This is a genomic window from Phyllobacterium sp. 0TCS1.6A (assembly GCF_026420825.1).
Taxonomy (GTDB): Bacteria; Pseudomonadota; Alphaproteobacteria; order Rhizobiales; family Rhizobiaceae; genus Phyllobacterium.
The window spans coordinates 1-24552 of the sequence record NZ_JAPMAB010000013.1 but is presented as its reverse complement, the minus strand read 5'-3'; the positions used below and the strand labels follow the sequence as shown (position 1 = coordinate 24552).

Sequence of the window (24552 nt, the reverse complement as noted above, 5' to 3'; positions counted from 1 at the left end):
CCCGAACTATTCCGCTATATATCGAGAATGGATATGATAGTGCCGGATTATGGATAGATCGGATGTCACTCTCGAGCGAATGCGCACCTTCGTCCGCGTGGCGGAGCGCGGCAATCTGTCAGCGGTGGCACGCGAGCTTGGCACTGGCCAGTCCACCGTCACCCGGCACCTGAACGAGCTGGAGAAGGCCCTCGGCGCCGCATTGTTGAGCCGGACGACACGCCGCGTCGAATTGACCGAGGAAGGCAGCCGCTATCACGCCCAGTGCCTCCAGATTCTCCGGTTGGTCGAACAGGCGACCACGGAAATCAGGGACACCCGTCAAGCGCCCTCGGGCACCGTTCGCGTGTCCTGTACGGCGGCGCTCGGCATCCAGCACATGCTTCGCCTCGTCTTCGGGTTTCAGACGCAATATCCGGATATTCATGTTGATCTCAGTCTCAACGATGAACAGATCAACCTGGTCAAGGAAGGTGTCGACATCGCCTTGCGCCTAGGGCCCCTCACCGACAGTTCGATGAAGCTCTACCGTCTCGGCGAAAGCACACGGTTTCTGGTCGGCGCGCCGGGCTACCTTGCTGCGCATGGAAGACCGACGAGGCCGGCCGACCTTGCGACGCACAATATCATCCGCATGTCGAATGTCATGGGCAGCGAGACGCTCGCGATCACCGGACCGGATGGCAGCAGGCATGCCGTGGCCGTGGCAGGCGACTTGCGCGTCGATCATGGCCTTGCGGCGAGGGAAGCCTTCAGGGCCGGTCGTGGTATCGGTCCGGCGCATCGCTGGCTGGTCGACGATTTGCTTGCGGACAATCAACTCGAAGTGCTGTTGCCCGACTATTCGCTGACGACCACGCCGCTCAGCATGCTCATCGTGCCGGAACGTGCCAATGTGGCGCGCGTCCGCCTTCTGATCGACTATCTGGCCGAACAGATAGGCCACATACCGGGTATCAGCAGGCGGTGAGCGAAACAAATCGCTTTTATCGCCCACATTTTCGGGGCATTGTGAGCGATAAATGCGGAGTTTATAACCCATGGCGCCGAGGGGCCTGAAGGCTTCACCGGCGGCTTGAGCGCCGGCAACTATGCCACGATTACCGGCGCTCCGCCTTCGACGGTGACCCGCGACCTTTCCGACCTGGTGGAAAAGGGCGCATTGCTGCGCACCGGCGAGCGCAAGACGACGCGCTACCAGCTGAACCTCGCAACCGCCGCTTGAGGGAAGCGGCCGGACCGCCTCCGGAGAGGCGGACCGTGCACAACAATTCTCAAACTGGCAGATGACTCCAGTCAACCCGCCTCAGGCGAAGAGGAAATCTTCGGCCGTCAACCCGGTCTCGTGGACCTGGATCGAGTCGTCGTCGCTCAAGGCAATCTGGGTGTAGTCATCGGTAACGGTGATCCTGCCTTCCGCCTCGAGCTGCGCGAAGCCCGAGAATCCGTAACCGGCAATGTCGAGGACGTCGCCGCTTCCCGCCTGGAAGCCGACGATGCTGTCATTGCCGCTGCCGGAGGCGAAGACGAAATGGTCGATGCCGCCCGTGAGGTCATCGCCGCCATTGCCGGTAATCCTGTCATCGCCGGCTCCGCCTGTCAGAATGTCGGCGCCGTTCAAACCGACGAGGGTATCGTCGCCGGCTCCCCCAACAAGAGTATCGGCCTCGAACGAGCCGGTGAGATTGAAGCCGATGCCGGCATTGGTCGAGGCGCCGGCATCGAATGTGGTGCTGCCCCCGGAGGAGTATTCAATACTGCGAAGGCCGGATTCCGCCAGGTCGCCGGAGACGGTGACGTGGTCGCCCTCACCTGTACCTCTGATGCTGATGTTCTCGATATTGCTGACGCGGGCGCCGTCGATATCGATCGAGGAACCGTTTCCCGCGATGGTCATGTCGAAGGCATTTTCCAGACCTCGAAAGTGTAATTTATCGGTGCCGCCGCCGCCGTCGAACACATCCCTGCTGTCGATCGGGGTCACATCGATCTGGTCGTCTCCACCGCCGCCGAGGAAGGTGCCGTGACCATCCCAAATTCCGAGTTCGATATTGACGCCGACGGCGTTGCTGGCATCCACGTCGAAAATGGTGTGATGGGGAGCGTTGCCGCCATAGGTGGTGACAGAGATAGTCTCCAGTTCGCCGGACGAGAAGTCACCACCGATCGTCACCCGGGCCATTTCGAGGAAGTCGAAGCCGACACGTTCAACCCCCTCCACGGTGGCGCCGTTGATGTTGATCCTGCTAGCGTCCGCGGCAATCGCATATTCCGCGCTTTGATAGGTTTCGAATAATGAATCGGTCAGATAGCCGCCAATGACGTGATCGCCAACGTTGTAGTCACTCAAGCTGAAGTGATTGGTGGCCCATTGGCCGCCGATCAACGTGTCGTCGCCGCCATTGCCGCCCAAATAATTTTCGTAAGGCTCGCCATCATTGCCCTTCAGCGTGTCGTTGCCGCCCAGGAGAACGTCATCTCCGTACCCGCCGTAGAGGCTGTCAGAGCCGTCGCCGCCATCGATCGTGTAGTCGCCATAGCTGCCGCCGTTATTGACGCCGACGGAATCATCACCCGCGCCAAGCGAAATTTGGCCGTTTGCCCATCCGGGAGTGGCTTCGCCGTCGCCGGTATAGTCCCGGCTGGCCCTCGCTATATCGACGTGGTCGTCGCCCGCCCCGGTGTCGATGCGTATCTCGTTGCTCCAATCACCCGTATTGCTGTCGATGCCGAGCCTGATATGGTCATCGCCGCCGCCGGTCGTCACCTCGGCCCGCTTTACCCCGTCGATATCGATGTCGCGGTCGGCATCGCCAGTCAGGTGCACCCACGCATCGACGAAGTTGGAGACCCTGAGCGCCGAGCCCGTGAACTCCGAAATCTCGATGTTCTTGATGGTATTCCAGGCCCGGTTCAGCGCGATATCGACGCTGTCGTCGTCCTGCCAGTCGAGGCTGATCGCCGAAGCGCCCGTGTCGGGATCTTCGCCGACCTGGGTTTCAGGAAACTCGACGAGGCCGATCTCGGTGTCGCTCGCGTCGGAATCGAAACTGCCTTCGGCCGATCGAACCGGGTTCGGATTGACCGCCGTCGTATAGGTATAGCTTGTGGCGAAATCCCTCCAATAGGCACTATGTGAAGTCTCGTCGGGTATCCACCCCGGCCTCTCGGACGTTGACGACAGGTTGAGTTCTATCCTGGCCATGAAATCCTCCTCCCGGATCTGATCAAGTCAAAATCATACCTCCGCCGCATGCCGCCAGATCAAATCATCCGCGGCGACAGCGCGGCCAGTATGCTTGCTGAACAGCAAGGCCATCACCGCCGTCATATCCAGCAGAGTTAGGCAGCGCTCTTAAATAAATGCGGTTATCCAGCCGTAGTGAACTACAAAAATCAGCATCAGCCAATCAATATTTTTATACATATATTGTCTGCAAAGTATCCCGAATATACTTTGAAATTCTGTACTGTCGTTGACTGCTCTATCGGCGCGCTCTTCTAGCCGTCATTGACGGCTCGCTTGGCAGCGATGCAGGCGCTGCTCTTGAGCAGGGCAGGCCGTCAAGCTCGTTCTTTTTCGCCAGGAGCGTCTTTTCCCAACGCTACGACCATCTGTTCAACCGCCGACGAGATCGGCGCGATGATCGGGATATCGAACAGCGTCCGCAGATGTTCGGCAGCCTCACCCAGTGGCCCGCCTCCGATGATGACGGCATCCGCACCATCGATGACGCAGAGCTTGATGGCCGCTTCGAGTTCGATACGCAGCCGATCCCTTTCACCGGCAAGTTTTTCCGGATCGCCAGCCGTGCAGCGAATTCCGGTATAAAGATGCGAAAGTCCGATGCTTGCCGCCCGCGCAGCAATCGCGTCAGCCAAATTCGGCGTCACCGTTGCGACGCCGAATTTGCGGCCGCCTTGGGAGGCAGCGATCATGGATGCCTCACAAATGCCGATGACTGGCACCGCCAGGATTTCCTGCAGCTCCAGAACGCCTGGGTCTCCATAAGCGCTGACGATGACGCCGGCGCAGTCGGCCTTATGGGCAAGGCCGATCTCTATGACCTGCGCCGCAGATTCAGCCAATTGCAGATCATTGACGATCATCGAAGGGCTACGGTTCGCCGTGGCGGCTACAAGTCGAAGCCGCCCGCTGGCCGTACGCCGTGCAATATCGAGCATCATCTCCGTCGTTGCTTGCGAACTGTTGGGATTGATCAGCAAGACATAAGGAGATGGCACAGTCATTCTCATGCCTGTCCTTTTACGGTGTCGAGGATCGGCATCGAGGTGTCGATGACATCCGCTGGCTGCGTCAGGTCTTCCATCGAACGACCATAGGTTTCCGGTCCAATCTGGATACAGAAGGCGAATACAGCATACATCGAAGCGGCAAGACCGAATACGCCGATCATGCCGAAGCTGTCGAATAGCGCTCCGGCGATGGTCGGAACGAATGAACCGGCAGCGGAACCGCTCGCAAGGATCAGGGCCACGCCAAAGCCGCGGATACGGGTTGGATAGAGCTCCGGCGCGTAGATCCAGATCGAGGTATTGAGAAGGAGGACGAAGAACTGGAACAGCGCGCCGAAGAACAGCACCAGATAGATGTTCGTTCCGAGATAAACGATAGCCAGCGCTGCAATGCAGGCAAAGACAGCACCGGCAGTCAGCACCTTCTTGCGTGGGAAGTAATAGCCGAACGCGGAAGCGGCGATGGCGCCCAGAACGCTGCCGCTCTGGATTATCATGCTGTAGAGCAGGCTGCCGGAGAGCGTGTAGCCCATCGATACGAAAATCATCGGCATGAGCGTCAGGACGGAAAGCTGCGCGCCATAGCTCATCAGGATGGCTATCGCTACCGGAATGGTGCGTCCGATGAAGGGCGGACGGAACAGTTCTTTCCAGCCGCCTTTGGCTGGCTTGACGTCACCGTCTTCCGGCTTGGACAGATATTCCCGGACCTTCAGGTCCCTCGGGCGCAAGGTCCCCGAAGCGAGAATGGATAGCACCTTGTTGGCTTCGTCGATTTTGCCCTGCGACGCCAGGAAACGCGGCGTTTCCGGAACATAGCGGCGAAAGAATACGACCAGGAATGCAGGAACAGCCAGGACCGCAAACAACCAGCGCCAATTGTTCTCACCCGGGAACAGCGCAAAGATCAGCAGGCCAAAGGCCGGCGCGAGGAAGTTGCCAAAGCCCCCTGCCCCGACATTTACGAGGCCCGCCGCCGTACCGCGAAACTTGGGCGAACAGAACTCCGCCAGTATCGTAACGGCAGTCGATATTTCACCGCCAACGCCGAAACCAACGATGGCACGCGCAACCAGAAGCCAGCCAAAATTCGGCGCAAGCGCACAAGCCGCAGAGCCTAGCGTGAAGAGAAGCAGATTGATGCTCAACATCACCCGCCGCCCGTAACGGTCGCCGAGAATGCCGGACAGAAGTCGACCGGCAGCGGCAGCTCCGAAGGTAACGGTATTCAAGAAGCCAATGTCGGCTCCCGTCAGGCCCCATTGTTCGCGCAAAATCGGCGCGACGAGACCGATGGTATTCTGTTCGAAACTATCGAAAAGGCATCCGATAAGCACAAGTGCCAGAATTTGCTTGTGGGCACCCGTGACACCGATGGTTCCCAGTGCCTGTTCCATCTGCCTGTTGGCCGGCGACGTTGCGCCGGATTGGATTATCTGTTCCCCTGCCATAACGGTCCAACTCCTTTGATTCAGCCGTATGAAATTATTTTTTCACAATGAAGCGCCAGAAAATACATTTTGACAAGTAGTTTTTTAAGTATAGATTTCAAATAGATAAATCGCCTAATCTTTCATCAAATAAGCTGCGCAAATAGGCAGAATCTGCTAATAAATATGCAACATGAAAACTGAGTTTCAGTAGAGCACCCATGAATGCCACCGGACGATCCTTTCTCTCCCGTGTGAGAGATGTGCTGGAAGACCTTCCCCCCGCTGAAAAAAGACTGGGCGAATTCGTGTGCGATTTCCCCGGGGAGATGGCGAGTTATTCCGCGTCGGAGCTTGCGGCGTTATCCCACGTGTCAAATGCTACCGTGACCCGGTTCGTCCGCAAGCTCGGCTATGAATCATACGAAGAGTCGCGCCGGCACGCGCGGGAAGAAAAACAGATGGGCTCAAGGCTGTTTCTTTCCAGCGCTACGGACTCTGCGGCGGGTCAATCGCTCTCGACGCACATAGGCCAGGGCATAGCCAATCTGGAGAAGACGTTTCTGACCATCCGCGAAACGCAGGTCGATGCGGTGGTGGAGACGCTTCTTGGCACACGCAGGACCTGGGTTCTGGGCTTTCGCAGCAGTCAGCCCTTCGCAGCCTATCTGCAGTGGCAGATGATGCAGGTCGTCGACAATATCGTCGCCGTTCCCGGTCCCGGCCAGACGCTCGGCGAATATATGGCGAGCATCGCATCCGGCGATCTGGTCATCGTCTTTGCTCTTCGCCGCCGCATCGCCAAGATGGACGACCTGCTGGCGCTTATCGAAAATCGTGGCGCGAAACTGCTCTACATCACCGATGAAGGCGCGCCCTTCCGCGCATCCGCGCAATGGCATTTCCACTGCCAGACTGTCGCGGCCGGCCCGCTTTTCAACCATGTCGCGGTGATGGCGCTCTGCCATCTGCTGACAACGCGTGCGATCGAAAAGGCAGGCGTGACAGGCCGCAAGCGCCTCCGCGACATTGAAGCTTTCGGCGACATACTGGAAGAACTCTAGGGGGCCGTCTCCAGAATGACGGGGCCTGATCCGGCGCTTTGGTGCCGGTCAGGTCCCGTGGCAATTCGTTGAGGGCAATCCGTTCAGGCTTCGGCGGTCATGGCTGCCTCGCGCAGATGCTCCGCATCGCCGGTCGCTCCGTTGAAATACCAGTTGAGCAGCACCGCCGAGACCGATGCGAGCAGGATGCCGGATTCGACCAGCGGATGGATCGCGTGGGGAAGCCATGTCTTGAACTCCGGCGCGACGAGCGGGATCATGCCCAATCCCAGCGAGACGGCCACGATGAACAGGTTGTTGCGGCTCGACTTGAAATCGACCGCCGACAGGATGCGGATGCCCGTGGCAGCGACCATGCCGAACATCACCAGCCCCGCGCCGCCGAGCACGAATGTCGGCAGCGCCTCCACCAGTGCGCCCATTTTCGGGATCAGGCCAAGCAGCATGAGGATCACGCCGGCAGCGACGCAGACGAACCGGCTCCTGACGCCGGTGACACCGACCAGCCCGACATTCTGCGAGAAGCTCGTATAGGGAAAAGTGTTGAAAACGCCGCCGATCACCGTGCCGAGACCATCGGTGCGCAGGCCGGCCGAAAGCACGGGCAGCGTCAAACGCTTGCCGGTCATCTCGCCCAGCGCGAGGAACATGCCGGTCGATTCGATCAGCACGACAATCATGACGAGGGTCATGGTGAGGATCAGGATCGGATCGAATATCGGCATGCCAAAGCGGAACGGCGTCACCAATGCGAACCAGCCGGCGCTACCGACCTTGTCGAAATGCATCAGCCCCAGGGAGGCCGCGATGACTGCGCCGATGACGATGCCCAGCAGCACGGCGATATTGGCGACGAAGCCCTTGCCGAGGCGAGCGATGACGAGGATCGACAGCAGGACCGCAGCCGATATCGCCATGTGCGACACCGGTGCATAGGCGGCATTCGGGACGGTCGCGGCAAGGGCAAGCTTTTCCGGTACTGCCGGCAGGCTCGAACCTGCGGCGCCCGCAACTTCGGTGACTGCCTTCAGCCACGCCGCATGTTCCGGCGCAATGAGCTTCGGCGCAGTCGGGCCGACCGGATTGCCGAAGATCCAGTTGATACCGATCCGCATCAGCGAAACGCCGATTACCAGGATGATCGTTCCCGTCACCACCGGCGGAAAGAATCGCAGCATCCGGCCGACCAGTGGTGCGATCAACATGCCGACAATGCCGGCGCCGATGATGGCGCCAAAGATCATGCGTGCGCCGTCACCGCCGGGAATGGCGTTCGCCATCGCCACCATTGGCCCCACCGAGGCGAAGGTGACGCCCATCATGACCGGCAGCCTTACGCCGAACCATTGCGTCGCGCCGAGCGACTGGATGATGGTGACGATGCCGCAGACGAAAAGATCGGCAGAGATCAGGAAGGCGACCTGTTCGGGTTCCAGCTTCAATGCGCGGCCGATGATGAGCGGAACGGCGATGGCGCCGGCATACATGACAAGGACGTGCTGCACGCCGAGCACGGCAAGACGGGGCACTGGCAGCACCTCGTCCACGGGATGTGTGGTTGACGACATCGTGGTGATTCCCCTTATTGTTGTTCCGGCGCGTCGTACCTGCCGACAAGCGGAATTCCCTTGTGGAATCAGGTAGTATCGCCATGCCGGCTAGCTTCCACCATGCAGAATTTTTTGCAAGGTTAGATGATATTCGCTTCGATCGTATCTGCAGGCAATTGGAGCCAACGAATACTCGGAAACAAACTCGGAATTACAAGTAAAACAGGGGAACCGAATGCCGACGTCTCTCGTGAAAATTACATATCGCCTTGTGATCTGCCTCGCCGCATTGTTGGCATCCCATGCCGCCTTCGCCGATAATCTGAAAGTAGGCATGCTTATCCCCGGTCGAATCGACGATGGAGGATTCATGGAGGCCGGTTATGACGGCCTCATGCGGATCAAGAAAGACCTCAACATCGAGACGAGCTATATCGATAACATCAAGCCGGAGATTGGGCTCTTGTCCGATGCGCTCCGAAAACTCGCGGCGGACGGACCCGACCTGATCATCGCCCATGGCGGGCAGAACGGCAAGGCAGTCGAAGCCGTCGCGCCGGAATTCCCGAACATAAAGTTCGCTGTCGTGCAGGGAAACACGAAAGGCAAGAATGTTTCGAGCTACGAAGTATTGCAGGAACAGTCTGCCTGGTTGGCCGGCGCAGCGGCAGGCCTTCTCACCAAGACAAATATCGTCGGCCACATTTCGGGAATTCGCGTGCCGCCGGGACTGAAAGGGCGTGCCGCCTTCTATCATGGCCTCATGAATACCAATCCCGGAGCCAGGTTTCTGACGGTGTTCGCTGGCGATCAGGACGACGTCGAACTCGCGCGCAGAGTTGCGGCGGCAGAAATTGACGCCGGCGCCGATATCATCTTCACGATGCTGAATGCTGGCCGTGCCGGTTCCATCGAGGCCATGCGGGAACGTGGCGTGCGCCAGATCGGAAATGTCCGGGACTGGTATTCAGACCATCCGGATGTATTCGTCGCGTCCGCAATAGCGAATGTAAGCCTGGCGGCATTTCATGCGGCCAAGGATCTGGCCGACGGCGACTGGAAATCCGGGGAGATCATCAAGATAGGGCTGGAAGATCCCGAAGCGGTATCATTGGCGCTGTCGCCGGGCGTATCCGATGAGGTGAAAGCCGGAATTGCGGGACTGAGCAAAAAGATAGTTGCCGGTGAAATTGAGGTCCTGACCGATTATGACGGTGCGGAATTCAAATTCTGACCGATGCAGGCGAGTACGCAGGAGGTCCCGAAACGCCACCGGCAAGATGGCGTGACGGGTTGGTGGTGCTGATGGCTTGCGTCTCCCGGTTGAAGAACGCGCAGCCTTGAGCGCGTTCAACCAGCCTGCCCGAATTCCTACTTGGTGGTGTAGCCGCCATTGACGAGAATGGTTTGCCCCGTCATCCACCAGCCATCGGAAACCATGAAGCGGACATAGGGGACGATGTCCTCGATATCGGTCAGGCCTGTCCTGGAGAAGCCGGAGAGCGCCGCCGCAGTCTTGTGGTAGGCGACGGCATCCTCGCCCTCGGCGGGGTAGAAGAAGGGAGTATCCATCGGGCCCGGGCCGATAGCCGTCACGGAGATGCCGCGATCGCCGAATTCCTTGGAGGCCGCCCGCGTGAAATGCTCCACCGGCGCCTTGGTGCCGGCATAGGCGGCGTAGAAAGGCGTGAACGCGCCGAGCAGCGAAGTGACAAGCGTCACGAGCTTGCCATTGTCGTTGAGATGCCTGCCGGCTTCCTTGATGAAGAAGAAGGCAGTCTTGGCGTTCACCGCCGTCATCTCGTCGTACTCCGCTTCGGTGATTTCGACGATCGGCTTCTTCAGCACCTTTCCCACCGTGTTGATGGCGATGTCCGGCTTGCCGATGACACTGACCGCATCGGCGAAGAGCTTTTCCATCGCACCTGCCGTGGTCAGATCCGCCTGCAAGGCGACGGCCTCGGCGCCGGCCGCTTTTACCGCGGCGACGGTCGCGTCGGCATCGGCCTTGGTCGAGGCGCTGTTGTAGTGAATGGCGATGGCTTTTGCGCCCTGCCCGGCGAGATCGCGCGCGATCAAACCGCCGAGATTTTTGGCCCCGCCAGCGATGATGACGGTTTTGCCGTTGATGCTGTGGTCAGTCATGAGGTGGCCTCCTTTGCCAATATGGCGACCGCGTCGGGGCCGCTTCCGTCAAGGGAACATATCGTCTAGGATTGGATGATAAAGACGATCATTCTGACATCACCTGTCAGAAAATCAGCACAATAAAGGATCGCTGCCAAATTGGATCGCGTTGACCTGTTCCGCGTCTTCACCCGTGTCGTCGAATGTTCGAGTTTTACGCGCGCCGCGGACACGCTCGGCATCCCGCGCTCTTCCGTATCGGCGGCCGTGCAGGAACTGGAGGGCCGCGTCGGCGCACGGCTGCTGCATCGCACCACGCGCAAGGTCTCCCCGACGCAGGACGGCGTCGCCTTCTATGGTCGCTGCCTGCAGGTGATCGCCGATGTCGAGGAGACGGAAAACCTTTTCCGGCAGTCGGCGGCGCAACCGTCGGGCAAGCTGAAGATCGACGTCCCGGGCCGCATTGGACGGCGCATCATCGCGCCGGCGCTGCCTGAATTCCTCGACCTGCATCCACAGATCGACATCGAGCTGGGCGTCACCGACCGGGCGGTAAACCTGATCGAGGACAGTGTCGACTGCGTGCTGCGCGTCGGGCCGCTGGGCAATTCCGGCCTGATCGCGCGGCCGCTCGGCAGGCTGCCGTTGATCAATGTCGCCAGCCCGTCCTATCTGGCGCGGTACGGTACACCGCAATCGCCCGACGATCTCGGCGCCCATATGGCTGTCAACTACGCCTCACCTTCCAGCGGCAGGGTCGAGGACTGGGAGTGGATGGCCGATCGAACCCTGCACGCACGGCAACTGCGGGGCCGCGTCACCGTCAACAGCGCGGAAGCCTATATCGCCTGTTGCCTGGCAGGCCTCGGGCTCATCCAGATCCCGGCCTATGATGTCCGCCATCACCTTGAAGCGGGCGAACTCATCGAAATCATGCCGGATTACCGCTCTGAACCCATGCCCATGACATTGCTCTATCCGCACAGGCAACACCTGTCGCGGCGACTACAGGTCTTCGCCGATTGGCTTGAAGCGCTGCTCGAACGGCAACTCTTTGGATAGGCGAAGGGAGGTAGTCGCGGCGCAAGCAGTGCGGTTCAGCCCTGCCAGGGATCGACAACAACGACGCCAGTGCCTTCGAAGTCTCTCACGTTTCGCGTCACGACAACCATGTCATGGACGAGAGCCGTCGCCGCAATCAGCGCATCGGCCTCGTTGCGCCGATCGGGGATGTGCAAATGCGCGCATCGCGTCGCTACCGCATCGTCAACCGGCAGGATTCGGCCGGCGAATTCCGGCCGCACGTGACTGTCGAGCCAGGAACGCAGCCGGGCGCCTTGCGCGGCATCACGGCGCTGTACCCCGAGCACACCGCGCTCCAACTCGAATATGGTGATGGCCGAAAGAAAGAAGCGCGTCGCATCCTCCGCTCCGACCCACGCCACCACATTGGCATCGGCCTTGCCGTCGCCGACCTTGCGCAACTCGGAAACGACGTTCGTATCCAGGAGGTACCTCAAGACAGATCCACGTCGCGCGGTTCGATTTCAATGCGGTGCGGCTCATAATCGATCGACGAGAGGCCAGTCATGGCGAGAGCGTCGACAAGGCTGCGGTGCCTGCCTGTCAAGCGTTCGAATTCGTCATAGGTCATCAGCACGTGGGAAGGCTTGCCGCGGTCGGTTATGATGACCGGGCCGCCTTTGGCTGCCTTCTTGGCGCTGCTCACGTCGTGGTTCAGCTCTCGGCTCGAAAGGGTGGTGATGCCCACGGCATGCCTCCATGTAGGTAATTACCTACATATAGCACCGGAGAGCCAAACTTCAACCGCATTTGCGGCGCCTATCGCTGCGCCAGCGTTGCAACCAGGTCACTGAAGCGATCACCCTGCACGGCGATATGCTGGCGCAGCAGCGTGCGGGCCAGTTCGGCTTCGCCCGCGAGGATCGCTTCGACGATTTCCGCATGCTCGCTGTACGACGTTTTCATGCGATTGCGCACCCGAAGCTGGAGCCGGCGATAGGGCCGCAGGCGTCGATGCAGCGCAGTACATTGCTCGACGAGAAAGCTGCTGTGGCTCGCGGTGTAAATGGCCAGATGAAACAGTTCATTGTCATAGTAATAGGTGTCGGCATCGTCGGCCTTCGCCGATTGTTCGCAGCGGCCGTGGGAGGCTAGCAGGTCGGCCCGGTCCGCATCCGTATGGCGGCGGGCGGCGAGCGACCCGGCCATTCCTTCCAGTTCCGCCATCACCTCGAACATCTCATAGATCCGGTGCGGCCCCGGCTCGACGACGACGGCGCCGCGCCGGGGACGAATCTCGATGAGGCCGATGGCGCTGAGCTGCATCAATGCTTCGCGGACAGGCGTTCTCGAAACGCCGAATTGCTTGGCCAACTGCATTTCGTCCAGCCTGTCGCCAGGAGCGAATTGGTTGGTGACGATACCGTTTTCGATGTCGTCCCGCAGTTTCTGTACGATGTTTTCAGCCATAATCCCTCGTCAAAATGCACGCTGTCTTCTCTTGTATACAAAGTAGTTGACTATGCACACAAGATGGGTGAAACATTATATATCATTCTCAGCATGGAGTGGAACAAGCGAAGGAACAAGGACCGGCCATGCAACCGCTGCCAGATTATCCCGTTCATGCAGGGCGGAACCCGGCAGTGTCAGAGGTGTTCGGGAAGATATGGATGCAACCTCATTGCTAACTGAACAATCCCGCGGATCGGAGTCATACAATGACGGGTACGACCTTCTTCAGCGACATGGTGCAGACGATAACGGAGCGGGGCCGGAAACTGTGGTCCTTCACCCCGCGCGCGGAACGGCTTCCCTCCGGCATTGCGGGTCTGGAAAGCCTGTGTGAATCGCTGCTGTCGAGCCGCGGCGAGGCTTCGGGCATGGCGCTGGCCGCCGAGATACTGCAGCAATGGTCGCGCCTCGGCGATGAAGAACAGCGCGCGTTCATGCAGCTGCTGTACGACAGGTTCGGGCCGGATTCGAAAAGGCTCGACGCAGCGATCGAGGCCTACCGCGCCGCGCCCACCTCGCGGGCAGTGCTTGAACTGCATCAGGCGGCGGAACCCCGCCGGCAGGAGCTGATCCGGCGGCTCAATCTTGCGCCCAGCGGCATATCCACGCTTGTCCGCATGCGCGAACGGCTGCTGAGCCTCAAGGCCGACACGCCGGACCTTGAATCCGTCGATGCCGATTTCGCGCACCTCTTCGCCTCCTGGTTCAACCGCGGCTTTCTGATGCTGCGCCCGATCGACTGGTCGACGCCCGCCCATATTCTGGAAAAGATCATTCGCTACGAGGCGGTGCACGAGATCGGCAATTGGGACGAATTGCGCCGGCGGCTCGCACCTGCCGACCGGCGATGTTTCGCCTTTTTTCATCCGCAACTGGCGGATGATCCGCTCATTTTCGTGGAAGTGGCGCTGACGAAGTCCATTCCCGAGAGCATATCCGACGTCCTTGACGAGACGCGCGCGCCCATTCGGGCACAGGATGCGAGAACGGCCGTCTTCTATTCGATTTCAAACTGCCAGGCCGGCCTGCGCGGCATCTCCTTTGGCAATTTCCTCATCAAGCAGGTGGTGGAGGATTTGCGCCGGGACCATTCCAAACTGGACACATTCGTCACGCTCTCGCCGGTTCCGGGATTTTCCGGCTGGCTGACGCGCGAGCGGCGCAAGGAGAACTCGGAGATATTGAGCGCGGCCGACCGGGCTACCCTCGCCGCGCTGGACGACGCCGAATGGGCAAGCGATCCGGCAGTGTCAGCGGCCGTGAAGGCTGTTCTGATGCCCGCCGCCGCCGCCTATTTCCTGCAGGGGCGCACGGCGGACGGACGCCCGATCGATCCCGTTGCCCGTTTTCACCTTGGCAATGGGGCGCGGCTGGAGCGGATGAATTTTCTTGGCGACACGTCGAGCCGCGCGATGCGGCAGGCGCATGGCCTGATGGTCAATTACCTCTACAAGCTCGACGACATCGAGACCAATCACGAAGCATTTGCCCAGCGCAACGAGATCGTGGCCGCGCCGGCCGTCAGAAAACTGCTGCGCGGCCTTGCCGCCGCGAAGGGAGCAAACAAGGACAAACAGCCGCACGACGACAAGGCGGACAGCAAGGAATTCAGTTCATGAGCAACCATCTGTTTGATGCCATTCGCCGTTCCATTCCTGCCGATGACGCCGTCTTCATCGAAACCGCGGAGCGGCGCTGGACCTATGGCGACATGCTGGAATGGTCCGGGCGGATCGCCGGCGCCATCGATACGCTGGGCGTGCGGCCCGGCGATCGCGTCGCCGTACAGGTGGAGAAGAGCGCGCATGCCTTGATGCTGTACCTGGCCTGTATCCGGTGCGGGGCGATCTACCTGCCTCTCAACACGGCATATACGCTGGCCGAGCTCGACTACTTCATCGGCGATGCGGAGCCTCGCCTTGTCGTTGCGGACCCGAAAGCTGCCGACGGCATCAGGACGATCGCCTCGAAACATGGTGCGCTCGTCGAAACGCTGGACGAACACGGCGGCGGAACCCTGCTCGAACTCGCGAATGATGAATCGCCGGATTTTGTCGAAGCCGCCAGAATGGCCGATGATCCCGCGGCCATCCTTTATACCTCCGGTACGACCGGCCGGTCGAAGGGAGCGATTCTCACCCATGCAAACCTGTTGTCGAATGCCCAGGCCCTGAAGGATACCTGGCGCTTTACACCGGACGACCGGCTGATCCATGCACTCCCCATCTTCCACACCCACGGGCTTTTCGTCGGCACGAACGTCATTCTGATTTCCGGCGCGTCGATGTTTCTTCTGCCGAAGTTCGATCCGGCGCAGGTCCTGGCATTGATGCCACGCGCCACGACGCTGATGGGCGTTCCGACCTTCTATGTCCGGCTGCTTCAGCATGATGGGCTGGACCGTCAGGCCGTGGCCAATATGCGGCTGTTCATTTCCGGTTCGGCGCCGCTCCTGGCCGATACCCACCGGGCGTTTCAGGAACGCACCGGCCACGCCATCCTCGAGCGCTACGGGATGACGGAAACCAACATGAATACGTCCAATCCCTATGATGGCGAGCGCAGGGCCGGAACGGTCGGCTTCCCGCTTCCCGGTGTCACCATACGTGTCAGCCAGGCCGAAACCGGCGAGATCCTGGGACGCGAAGAGACCGGCATGATCGAGGTGAAAGGGCCCAATGTCTTCAAGGGCTATTGGCGCATGCCGGAAAAGACGAAAGCGGAGTTTCGCGACGATGGCTTCTTCATCACGGGCGATCTCGGCAAGATCGACGCGCAAGGCTATGTCCACATCATCGGCCGCCAGAAGGACCTGGTGATTTCCGGCGGCTACAACATCTACCCGAAGGAAGTCGAGGGTGAGATCGACCAGTTGCCCGGCGTCGTCGAATGCGCGGTGATAGGCGTGGCCCATCCCGATCTCGGCGAAGGGGTGACCGCAGTCGTGGTCAAGCAGCCCGGCTCGAGCCTTGACGAACGGGCCATTCGGGATGCGCTCGGGGATCGCCTTGCACGCTACAAGCAGCCGAAGCAGATCATCTTTGTCGACGACCTGCCGCGCAACACGATGGGCAAGGTCCAGAAAAACGTCCTGCGCGAACGGTATTGCGATCTTTATACCGCTGGCGCGGGCGATGATTTGAAGCATTCAGCACTGCCATCGGGAGGATGACAGCCGCGAAAGAGGCGTAGGGAGGAACTCACGCCGCATCAATGAGGAAAAGACGGCCGTCCCCTGGCGCGCCGTAGAGGGAGGAATTTGCCGTGAATATCGAGATTTTATCCATTCTTGTGCTGATTGGCATGTTCGTCATTGCGACGATTCTACCCATCAATATGGGTGCGCTTGCCTTCGCGGCAGCCTTCATCGTTGGCGACCTGATCATGGGCCTGCCTTCCAAGGACATCTTCGCCGGTTTCCCCAGCGACCTGTTCCTGACGCTCGTCGGCATCACCTACCTGTTTGCGATTGCCCAGAACAACGGGACGATCGACTGGCTGGTCGAGAAGGCCGTCCAGCTGGTGCGCGGACATATGGCACTCATACCCTGGGTGATGTTCCTCGTCGCCGCAGTCATCACGGGCTTCGGCGCGCTCGGCCCGGCGGCTGTCGCGATCCTCGCTCCGGTCGCGCTGCGCTTCGCCGCGCAATATCGCATCAGTCCGGTCATGATGGGGTTGATGGTCATTCACGGCGCACAGGGCGGCGGCTTTTCGCCGATCAGCGTCTATGGCGGCATCACCAACCAGATCGTCGAAAAGGCGGGCCTGCCCTATGGGCCGACGACGCTGTTCCTGTCCAGCCTCTTCTTCAACCTGGCCATCGCAATCGTCGTCTTCTTCGTCTTCGGCGGCTGGAAGAGCCTGCGCGAGCACGCCGCGGCAGCGGGGCCGGATCCGGACACGCACCTGGCGGGAGCATCGCGCGCCATTGTCGGCCATGGCGGTACACCCGCCTCGCCGGCCTATCACCGCAGCGACGTTTCGCCCTCCGGCGCGCATATTCCAACGAGCGAGGGCCTGACCCGCGAACGGCTGCTGACATTGATCGGCCTGACGGCGCTCGCCGTTGGCGCCCTGGCTTTCAAGTTCAATGTCGGCCTCGTCGCCATCACCGTTGCCGTCGCGCTGGCGCTGGTGTCGCCCAAGACCCAGAAGGCGGCGATTGACAAGGTCAGCTGGTCGACGGTGCTGCTGATTTCCGGCATCATCACCTATGTCGGCGTGCTGCAGGAAGCCGGCACGGTGGACTATGTGGCATCCGGTATCTCGGGATTGGGAATGCCGCTCCTGGCCGCCCTGCTCCTGTGCTTCACGGGTGCGGTCGTTTCAGCCTTCGCCTCCTCGACGGCGCTGCTCGGCGCGATCATTCCACTGGCGGTGCCCTTTCTCATGCAGGGGCATATCAGCGCCATCGGCGTCGTCGCCGCCATCGCGATCTCGACCACGATCGTCGATACCAGCCCGTTCTCGACCAATGGCGCTCTCGTGGTGGCCAATGCGTCCGAAGGCGAGCGCGACGACGTCCTGCGCAAGCTGCTCGTCTACAGCGCATTGATTGCCATCATCGGCCCGATCATTGCCTGGCTCGTCCTTGTCGTCCCCGGCATCATCTGACGGTCGGCAGCGTTAAAGATGGCGCGGGCGTCCCGTTCCCGCGCCTTTACCCGCGAGAGGGGCCGCCGAGGTCAATTGCCTCGCGGCATGGCGGCTGGCAAAACAATATTCGAAACTATCGCCGCGAGTGAGAACGATAGTTTGCAATTCAGGCGTGAAACGAAATGCCAGCGCATTGATGGATTTTGCTGTGAACAATAGTTTCATTGCGTATCCAATCATACAGGCGCAGGAGCCCCTTCATCATGCGGCATCAGGTTTTGGGCGCGACCAGACGCCAGATTTTCGCCGCGGCGACGAGTGCTGCAATGGCGATCGCCGCGAGCCTTGTGCCCGGCCCGGCGGCTGCGGAAGGCACGATCCGCGTCGCCCAGCAGTTCGGCATCTCCTATCTCATCCTCGACGTCGTTCGCGACCAGAAGCTCATCGAGAAGCACGGCAAGGAAGCCGGCCTCGACATCGCCGTCAATTGGGCGACGGTTTCGGGCGCCACCGCCATGAACGAGGCGCTGCTGTCCGACAATCTCGACATCGCGGCGGCTGGAGTCCCGCCCGCGCTCAACATGTGGGACCGGACCCGGGACCGCCAGGAAGTCAAGCTCGTCGCCACCCTCGGCTCGCAGCCGAACTATCTGCTGAGCAGCAATCCGGACGTCCATTCGCTCAAGGATTTCGGCGCGAACGACCGCATCGCGGTCCCCGCCGCCGGGGTCGGCTTCCAGTCGCGAACATTGCAGATCGAATCGGCCAAGGTGTTCGGCCAGGACAAGTTCCAGAAGCTGGACGAGATCACCGTCAGCCTGCCGCACCCCGACGCGACGGCGGCGCTGATCTCCGGCGGAACCGAGGTGAACGCACATTTTTCGTCGGCGCCCTTCTATTACCAGGCGCTGCAGGGCAACAAGGCGGTGCACAAGGTTATCAGTTCCTACGACATCCTCGGCGGCCCGGCGAGCTTCAACGCGCTCTATGCCACCACCGCCTTTCACGACGAGAACCCGAAAACCTATGCCGCCTTCTACGCGGCCCTGCGCGAAGCGGCGGACTGGATCAACGCCAACAAGGCGAAGGCCGCCGACACCTTCATCCGTCAGCAGAAATCGAAGCTGTCGCCGGAACTGGTGCTGCAGATCATCAACGATCCCGAGAATGATTTCTCCATCGTACCGAGAAACACCTTCGTCTACGCCACCGAGCTTCACAAGCTCGGCGTGCTGAAGAACGAGGCCGCATCCTGGAAGGACTATTTCTTCCCGGAAGCCCACGCCGACAATGGCAGCTGATCGGTTGGCCGGGCGACCCATCGATATCGGCGCGCGGCCGGCAAGGCGCGCGCATCATTTCTGGAAACGATCATGGATGGCCTGACCACAACAGCGAACGACAGCCAAGTCTCCGCGACCCTGCCGCCGGCGCTTCTCAGCGTAGAAGGCGTGACGCTGGAATATACCGGGGCGAGCCAGATCGTGCGCGCAACGCAGAATGTCAGCTTCGACGTATGGGAGGCCGATCGCTTCGTTCTTCTCGGGGCATCCGGCTGCGGAAAGTCGACGCTGCTGAAGGCGGTCGGCGGGTTTATCCAGCCCCGCGAGGGACGGATACTGCTCGATGGCCGGCCGGTCGACGGTCCCGGACCGGACCGCGTCGTCGTGTTCCAGGAATTCGACCAATTGCCGCCATGGAAGACGGTCCGCGAAAATGTGGCGTTTCCGGTGCGGGTTTCCGGGCGACTTGACCGCAAGAGCGCGGCAGAGCGCGCGGATTACTACCTCGACAAGGTTGGGCTCAGCCGCTTCGCCGACGCCTATCCGAACGCATTGTCCGGCGGCATGAAGCAGCGCGTGGCGATCGCGCGGGCGCTTGCCATGGAGCCGCGCGTGCTGCTGATGGACGAGCCTTTCGCCGCGCTGGACGCCCTGACCCGCCGAAAGATGCAGGAAGAGCTTCTGGCGCTGTGGGAGGAGGTCCGGTTCACCCTGCTTTTCGTGACGCATTCCATCGAGGAGGCGCTGGTTGTCGGCAACCGCATCGCGCTTCTCTCGCCGCATCCGGGGCGCATGCGTGCCGAACTCAATGCCCATGAATGGGACCTGCACGGTGGCGGAAGCGCCGAATTCCAGGCGGCGGCAAACCGCGTGCATCGCCTCCTGTTCGAAGACGTTCCGCCGGAAGAAAGCAAGCCGACATGAGTGAAACCCGCCTCCTGTCACCAGCAGCGGCCCGGCCGGCGCCGCCGGTTCGGCCGGAATACGAACGGGCTCCGGAGGCCGTTGCCGGAGCCAGCATTGCCCGCACGATCCCGCTGCCGCAGCGTCTGTTGCAGCAGCCCTGGTTGCGCAAGGGCCTTATCCTCGTCGCGCTTGCCGTCCTCTGGGAGGTCGTTGCGCGCATCCAGGGCAATGACCTGATGCTGCCGTCGTTCGGCCAGACCATCCGCGCCTTTTACGAGGATATCGCGAATGGCGTCATTCCCGGCCGTGCGGCAAACTCCATCGACGTGCTGTTGAAGGGCTATCTCAGCGGCGTGGTGCTCGCTTTCGTCCTGACCACGCTTGCGATATCGAGCCGGTTCGGCCGGGACGTGCTGTCGACACTGACATCCATGTTCAACCCGCTGCCGCCGATCGCGCTGCTGCCGCTTGGCCTTCTCTGGTTCGGGCTTGGCCAGGGCAGCCTGATCTTCGTGCTGATCCACTCGGTGATGTGGCCGCTGGCGCTCAACATGTATACCGGCTTCACCAGCGTTCCCGAGACGCTTCGGATGACGGGGCGCAATTACGGATTGCGCGGGTTGCGCTACGTCTTCCTTATCCTGGTGCCGGCGGCCCTCCCCTCGATCATCGCCGGCCTGAAGATCAGCTGGGCCTTTGCCTGGCGCACGCTGATCGCGGCAGAACTCGTCTTCGGCACCTCGTCCGGGCGCGGCGGGCTTGGATGGTACATCTTCCAGAACCGCAACGAACTCTATACCGACCGCGTCTTCGCCGGCCTCATCACCGTGATCCTGCTTGGCCTGATCGTCGAGAACGTGCTGTTCCGGCAGATCGAACAGCGTACGATCCTCAGATGGGGCATGACGAAATAGGTTGGGCGGAGCGTCATGACGACAGCAGGCAGATACGTGGTCGGCGTCACCGATCACATGATCGACACGCCCGATCTCGAGGCCGATATTCTCGGCGACGATGTCGAGGTCGACTTCTTCGCGACGACCGATGAAAGCCGGTTCAGCCCGGAACGGCTGGCGCGCCTCGATGCCCTCATGGTCTGGGGCGCGCGGCTGGGAGCGCGCAGCATTGCCCATCTGACCCGCTGTCGCGGCGTCGTCCGCTATGGCGTCGGCTATGAGAAGATCGATGTCGCGGCACTGACCAAGGCCGGAATTCCCTTCGCCAACAATCCGGATTACGGCACCGAGGAAGTGGCCGATCACGCGGTGGCGATGATCCTGTCACTGCACCGGCGTCTGTGGGAGCACGATGCGCGGGCTCGCCGCTACGCATCCGGATGGCAGGTCCACAGCCTCAAGCCGCTCTCCCGCTCCAACCGGACGATTGTCGGTCTCGTCGGCGTTGGCCGGATCGGCACGGCGGTGGTCAATCGCCTGAAGCCGTTCGGCTTCCATATCATCGGCTTCGATCCCGGCCAGCCGCCGGGACACGAGAAGGCCGTCGGCTACGAGCGCGTCGACCGGCTCGACGACCTGCTCGCCCGGTCCGATGTGGTCACGCTGCACTGCCCGGCAACGTCGCAGACCCGGGGCATGTTCGATGCCGCCCGGTTGGCCCGATTGAAGCCCGGCGCGATCCTGGTCAATACGGCGCGCGGCGAACTGCTCGCCGATCTCGATGTACTGGAGGCGGCCCTGCGAAGCGGCCATCTGGCGGCGGCGGCGATCGACACGCTGGCCGAGGAACCGCCCGGCAATCACCCGCTCCTCGCCGCCTGGCGCGACCGCGAGGACTGGCTTGCCGGCCGGCTGGTGATCACGCCCCACAATGCCTTCTATTCCGACCATGCCGTGACCGAGATGCGCACCAATGCGGCGCGCACCGTGCGCATTCTGCTCGACGAGGGGCGATTGCGAAACCGGGTGACGGAGTGACCCGGCGCCAGACTGATTTGAACATTTCGAGGCAGGACCATGACCGATCATAGCAACTATCTATGGTACATCCCCAACGACGTTAAGGCCGGCCACCGGGGCGATACGGCGGCGGCAAACCACAACCGCCTCGATACGCTGACCGAGCAGGCGAAAGCGCTCGAGGACCATGGCTGGAAAGGCGCGCTGATCGGCACCGGCTGGGGTCGTCCAGACACCTTTACCCTTGCCACGGCGCTGGCGGCCCGTACCACGACGTTCGAGCCGCTGATCGCGGCCAGGCCGGGCTACTGGCGCCCGGCAAACTTCGCCGCGTCGGTCGCCACGCTGGACCAGCTGACGGGTGGCCGCGTGCGCGTCAACATCGTGTCGGGCCAGGACGAGCTGGCCGCCTATGGCGACGAGGAAGGCGACCAGGCGCAACGCTATGCGCGCACCAGGGAGTTCATGCGGCTGATCCGCAGGCTCTGGACCGAAGAGCATGTCACCTTCAGGGGCGAGCATTTCAGCGTGACCGATTCGACCGTGGCGCCGCGCCTCGACAATCACGGTGAAAGGCTCCATCCGAAGCTCTATTTCGGCGGCGCTTCGGAAGCTGCCGAGCGCGTTGCGGCAACCGAAGCGGACGTCCAGCTGTTCTGGGGGGAGCCGCTGGATGGGATCCGGGAGCGGATCGAGCGGCTGCGCAATCTCGGCAGGACGCTCGATCGGGACCTGCCGCCGCTGGAATTCGGCCTGCGCATCACCACCGTCGTTCGCGATACGACCGGGCAGGCCTGGGCGGATGCGCAGGCGCGCGTCGCCGCCATGGCCGAGGGCAAGAGCGGCAACTGGAACGATCACAAGGCCGGTGCGGTCGGCCAGCAGCGCCTGCTCGATCTCGCCAGACGCGGCGAGGTGCTTGACGACAATCTCTACACGGCGCCCGGAAAATTCGGCGGCGGCGGCGCCGGCACCACCTGGCTGGTCGGATCGGCGGAGGATGTCGCCGCCTCGCTTCGCAAGTACCGCGCTCTCGGCGTGACGCATTTCATCCTGTCCGACACGCCCTATCTGCAGGAGATCAAGCGCCAGGGCGAGCAATTGCTGCCGCTGCTTCGATAGGCGACAGGCGACATCTCAGCCTGCAACGATGCCGTTCAGAAACACGCCCACCAGATGCGCGATATGCGCCTTTGGTGCGCTGTCCTGCTCGGTAGCCAGCGAAACCGCGGTCACGACGCAAACAAGGTCGTCAAAGCTGGTGTCCGGGCGAACCACCCCGGCAGCCTGCGCATTGTCCAGAAGCCTGATACCTTCCGCACTCGTCGCGGCGCAGCCGGGCGATCCGACCTGCAAGACTGTTCCGAGCGAGGCGGCTAGACCACGATAGAGGTTCGTGTGCTGGACGAGTTGTTCAAGATAGGAGCGCATCGCGCCCAGCGGGTCCTCGCCAGTGTCCTTCGATCTGCTGGTCTCGGCAAAAGCCACCAATCGCGAGCTATAGGTCGCAGCCAGAAGTTCGTCTCGTGTCGGAAAGCGCCTGTAGAGCGTTCCGATCCCGACCCCGGCCCGCCTTGCGACGTCTTCCAGCGAGGCGCCGGCGCCTCGCTCCAGAAACACCTCCTCGGCGGCAGCGAGGATACGCTCCCTGTTTCGCTGGGCGTCGGCCCGTAACACGGTCTCGTCAGTCAAATACCTGCCTCATTGGAACTTGCTAAGTGGAGGATACCTCCATATGTTAAGTGGAGCAATCCTCCACTTATTACGAAAGCGAGCATACGACATGACAAGGCAATTCGATGACAAGGTCGTGGTGATCACGGGCGGCACGGACGGGATTGGCCTCGCGACGGCCAGATCATTTGCGGCGGCGGGCGCCCGCGTCTACATCACGGGCCGTCGGCAGGACCGCCTCGACGAGGCGCTCGGGGAAATCGGCAATGGCGCCGTTGGCGTTCAGGGCGACGTCAGTGACCTTGCCGACCTGGACCTTCTATACGCGCGGATAAAGCACGATCACGGCCGGGTCGACGTGGTATTCGCCAATGCCGGCGTGTCGGAGTCCGCGCCCATCGGCGGCATCGAGGAAGACCATTTCGATCGCGTCTTCGACATCAACGTCAAGGGCACGGTCTTCACGGTGCAGAAGGCCCTGCCGCTGATGTCCGCCGGCGGCGCTATCGTATTGATGGGCTCGGGCGCGGGCAGCAAGGGCTTCGCCAGCCTTTCCATCTACAGCGCCACGAAGGCGGCGATCCGCTCATTTGCAAGGACATGGACGACCGACCTGAAAACCCGGAATATTCGCGTCAACGTCGTTTCACCCGGCATGGTCCTGACCCCGGCAATGCAGTCATATCTGCAGAAAAATGCCGGCGCCGAGGAATGGATGCAACAAGCCATTCCGTTTGGCAGGCTCGGCCAGTCCGAGGAGGTTGCCAAGGCGGTGCTGTTTCTCGCATCGAACGATGGCAGCTTCATCGGCGGCGAGGAACTGATGGTCGATGGCGGCTTCGTCGCAGTATGAGGACTTGGAACGCTGCATCGAATTGGTGCGTGCTTCGTGGTTCGGCAGGCTAACCAGGCTCAGCATGAGGGGATTGATTTGATGGCGGAAGCGGAGGGAGCCAGAGATTGAAACATCCCAGAACTACCACCCTGCAAATCTCCACTCTCCCTCATCCTGAGCTTGTCGAAGGGCGCAACAACGTTTGTGCAATCCCTTGTTTGGTTGCATCAGCATAGTGCGTGCTTCGACAAGCTCAGCATGAGGGAGGTGGGGTGCAATCTCTTGTTGGAGATGCCGGATACGGAAAATCCGCACCACGCCCGCGAAAATCGCGTCTGGTCATTGAAATGGGGGGAGACGGGCGGTCTTCAGC

Annotated in this window: 23 protein-coding genes and 1 pseudogene; 14 read left to right on the top strand and 10 right to left on the bottom strand. The window is 61.2% G+C overall.

What is annotated here, in order from left to right:
• Nucleotides 1-49 precede the first annotated feature (49 nt).
• Both OSJ75_RS21660 and OSJ75_RS21655 read left to right on the top strand, forming a co-directional pair.
• Complete coding sequence (locus OSJ75_RS21660; RefSeq protein WP_250020022.1) at nt 50-970, top strand: LysR family transcriptional regulator; 921 nt, start codon at nt 50-52, stop codon at nt 968-970.
• Nucleotides 971-1045: 75 nt separating this feature from the next.
• Nucleotides 1046-1225 (top strand): annotated as a pseudogene (locus OSJ75_RS21655) (DUF4172 domain-containing protein); the annotation flags it as partial.
• 81 nt (nt 1226-1306) lie between these two features.
• On the opposite strand, the gene OSJ75_RS22885 reads toward OSJ75_RS21655, so the two are convergent.
• From OSJ75_RS22885 to OSJ75_RS21640, 3 genes are all read right to left on the bottom strand, one after another.
• Nucleotides 1307-3205 (bottom strand): calcium-binding protein, encoded by a 1899-nt coding sequence (locus OSJ75_RS22885; RefSeq protein ID WP_323748406.1) that lies wholly within the window; start codon nt 3203-3205, stop codon nt 1307-1309.
• Nucleotides 3206-3564: 359 nt separating this feature from the next.
• Complete coding sequence (locus OSJ75_RS21645; protein WP_267229490.1) at nt 3565-4251, bottom strand: aspartate/glutamate racemase family protein; 687 nt, start codon at nt 4249-4251, stop codon at nt 3565-3567.
• Between the two features lie 2 nt (nt 4252-4253).
• Nucleotides 4254-5708: an MFS transporter gene (locus OSJ75_RS21640; RefSeq protein ID WP_267229489.1), complete on the bottom strand. Its 1455-nt coding sequence runs from the start codon at nt 5706-5708 to the stop codon at nt 4254-4256.
• Nucleotides 5709-5908: 200 nt separating this feature from the next.
• On the opposite strand from OSJ75_RS21640, the gene OSJ75_RS21635 reads away from it, so the two are divergent.
• Nucleotides 5909-6751: a MurR/RpiR family transcriptional regulator gene (locus OSJ75_RS21635; RefSeq protein WP_267229488.1), complete on the top strand. Its 843-nt coding sequence runs from the start codon at nt 5909-5911 to the stop codon at nt 6749-6751.
• An 83-nt stretch (nt 6752-6834) separates the two neighbouring features.
• On the opposite strand, the gene OSJ75_RS21630 is transcribed toward OSJ75_RS21635, so the two are convergent.
• Nucleotides 6835-8319 carry a nucleobase:cation symporter-2 family protein gene (locus OSJ75_RS21630; protein WP_267229487.1) on the bottom strand — a complete coding sequence of 495 codons (1485 nt, stop codon included), beginning with the start codon at nt 8317-8319 and terminating at the stop codon, nt 6835-6837.
• A gap of 217 nt (nt 8320-8536) precedes the next feature.
• Between OSJ75_RS21630 and OSJ75_RS21625 the strand changes: the two genes are divergently transcribed.
• Nucleotides 8537-9535, top strand: a complete 999-nt coding sequence (locus OSJ75_RS21625; RefSeq protein ID WP_267229486.1) for a BMP family protein — start codon at nt 8537-8539, stop codon at nt 9533-9535.
• A gap of 137 nt (nt 9536-9672) precedes the next feature.
• Here OSJ75_RS21625 and OSJ75_RS21620 read toward each other — a convergent pair whose 3' ends face one another.
• Nucleotides 9673-10446: an SDR family oxidoreductase gene (locus OSJ75_RS21620; RefSeq protein WP_250017796.1), complete on the bottom strand. Its 774-nt coding sequence runs from the start codon at nt 10444-10446 to the stop codon at nt 9673-9675.
• A 141-nt stretch (nt 10447-10587) separates the two neighbouring features.
• On the opposite strand from OSJ75_RS21620, the gene OSJ75_RS21615 reads away from it, so the two are divergent.
• A complete protein-coding gene (locus OSJ75_RS21615) occupies nt 10588-11490 on the top strand; it encodes a LysR family transcriptional regulator (protein WP_267229485.1) in 903 nt (300 codons plus the stop codon).
• Nucleotides 11491-11525: 35 nt separating this feature from the next.
• Here OSJ75_RS21615 and OSJ75_RS21610 read toward each other — a convergent pair whose 3' ends face one another.
• The 3 genes from OSJ75_RS21610 to OSJ75_RS21600 form a co-directional block, all read right to left on the bottom strand.
• On the bottom strand, nt 11526-11948 hold the full coding sequence (locus OSJ75_RS21610; RefSeq protein WP_250017792.1) for a type II toxin-antitoxin system VapC family toxin: 423 nt from the start codon (nt 11946-11948) through the stop codon (nt 11526-11528).
• Nucleotides 11945-12199: a type II toxin-antitoxin system Phd/YefM family antitoxin gene (locus tag OSJ75_RS21605; RefSeq protein WP_267229484.1), complete on the bottom strand. Its 255-nt coding sequence runs from the start codon at nt 12197-12199 to the stop codon at nt 11945-11947. The genes OSJ75_RS21610 and OSJ75_RS21605 overlap by 4 nt, the downstream gene beginning before the upstream one ends.
• Before the next feature lie 71 nt (nt 12200-12270).
• Entirely contained in the window at nt 12271-12921 is a 651-nt protein-coding gene (locus OSJ75_RS21600) for a GntR family transcriptional regulator (protein WP_250017787.1), read from the bottom strand.
• Between the two features lie 251 nt (nt 12922-13172).
• Between OSJ75_RS21600 and OSJ75_RS21595 the strand changes: the two genes are divergently transcribed.
• The 3 genes from OSJ75_RS21595 (at nt 13173) to OSJ75_RS21585 (ending at nt 17583) form a co-directional block, all read left to right on the top strand.
• A complete protein-coding gene (locus OSJ75_RS21595) occupies nt 13173-14585 on the top strand; it encodes a malonyl-CoA decarboxylase (protein ID WP_267229483.1) in 1413 nt (470 codons plus the stop codon).
• On the top strand, nt 14582-16138 hold the full coding sequence (locus tag OSJ75_RS21590) for a malonate--CoA ligase (RefSeq protein ID WP_267229482.1): 1557 nt from the start codon (nt 14582-14584) through the stop codon (nt 16136-16138). Before OSJ75_RS21595 ends, OSJ75_RS21590 begins: the two co-directional genes overlap by 4 nt.
• 92 nt (nt 16139-16230) lie before the next feature.
• Nucleotides 16231-17583: an SLC13 family permease gene (locus OSJ75_RS21585; RefSeq protein ID WP_267229481.1), complete on the top strand. Its 1353-nt coding sequence runs from the start codon at nt 16231-16233 to the stop codon at nt 17581-17583.
• A gap of 12 nt (nt 17584-17595) precedes the next feature.
• On the opposite strand, the gene OSJ75_RS21580 is transcribed toward OSJ75_RS21585, so the two are convergent.
• Nucleotides 17596-17790: a hypothetical protein gene (locus OSJ75_RS21580; protein ID WP_267229480.1), complete on the bottom strand. Its 195-nt coding sequence runs from the start codon at nt 17788-17790 to the stop codon at nt 17596-17598.
• A 38-nt stretch (nt 17791-17828) separates the two neighbouring features.
• Between OSJ75_RS21580 and OSJ75_RS21575 the strand changes: the two genes are divergently transcribed.
• The 5 genes from OSJ75_RS21575 (at nt 17829) to OSJ75_RS21555 (ending at nt 22792) form a co-directional block, all read left to right on the top strand.
• Nucleotides 17829-18866, top strand: coding sequence for an ABC transporter substrate-binding protein (locus OSJ75_RS21575; protein WP_267229479.1), 1038 nt, complete (start codon nt 17829-17831; stop codon nt 18864-18866).
• A 72-nt stretch (nt 18867-18938) separates the two neighbouring features.
• Entirely contained in the window at nt 18939-19772 is an 834-nt protein-coding gene (locus OSJ75_RS21570) for an ABC transporter ATP-binding protein (protein ID WP_267229478.1), read from the top strand.
• Nucleotides 19769-20668 (top strand): ABC transporter permease, encoded by a 900-nt coding sequence (locus OSJ75_RS21565; RefSeq protein WP_267229477.1) that lies wholly within the window; start codon nt 19769-19771, stop codon nt 20666-20668. The genes OSJ75_RS21570 and OSJ75_RS21565 overlap by 4 nt, the downstream gene beginning before the upstream one ends.
• Nucleotides 20669-20683: 15 nt before the next feature.
• Nucleotides 20684-21688, top strand: a complete 1005-nt coding sequence (locus OSJ75_RS21560) for a C-terminal binding protein (RefSeq protein WP_267229476.1) — start codon at nt 20684-20686, stop codon at nt 21686-21688.
• Between the two features lie 39 nt (nt 21689-21727).
• On the top strand, nt 21728-22792 hold the full coding sequence (locus tag OSJ75_RS21555) for an LLM class flavin-dependent oxidoreductase (protein WP_267229475.1): 1065 nt from the start codon (nt 21728-21730) through the stop codon (nt 22790-22792).
• 15 nt (nt 22793-22807) lie between these two features.
• On the opposite strand, the gene OSJ75_RS21550 is transcribed toward OSJ75_RS21555, so the two are convergent.
• Nucleotides 22808-23362 carry a TetR/AcrR family transcriptional regulator gene (locus OSJ75_RS21550; RefSeq protein WP_267229474.1) on the bottom strand — a complete coding sequence of 185 codons (555 nt, stop codon included), beginning with the start codon at nt 23360-23362 and terminating at the stop codon, nt 22808-22810.
• Between the two features lie 91 nt (nt 23363-23453).
• On the opposite strand from OSJ75_RS21550, the gene OSJ75_RS21545 reads away from it, so the two are divergent.
• Nucleotides 23454-24197 (top strand): SDR family NAD(P)-dependent oxidoreductase, encoded by a 744-nt coding sequence (locus OSJ75_RS21545; RefSeq protein ID WP_267229472.1) that lies wholly within the window; start codon nt 23454-23456, stop codon nt 24195-24197.
• Nucleotides 24198-24552: the final 355 nt, after the last annotated feature.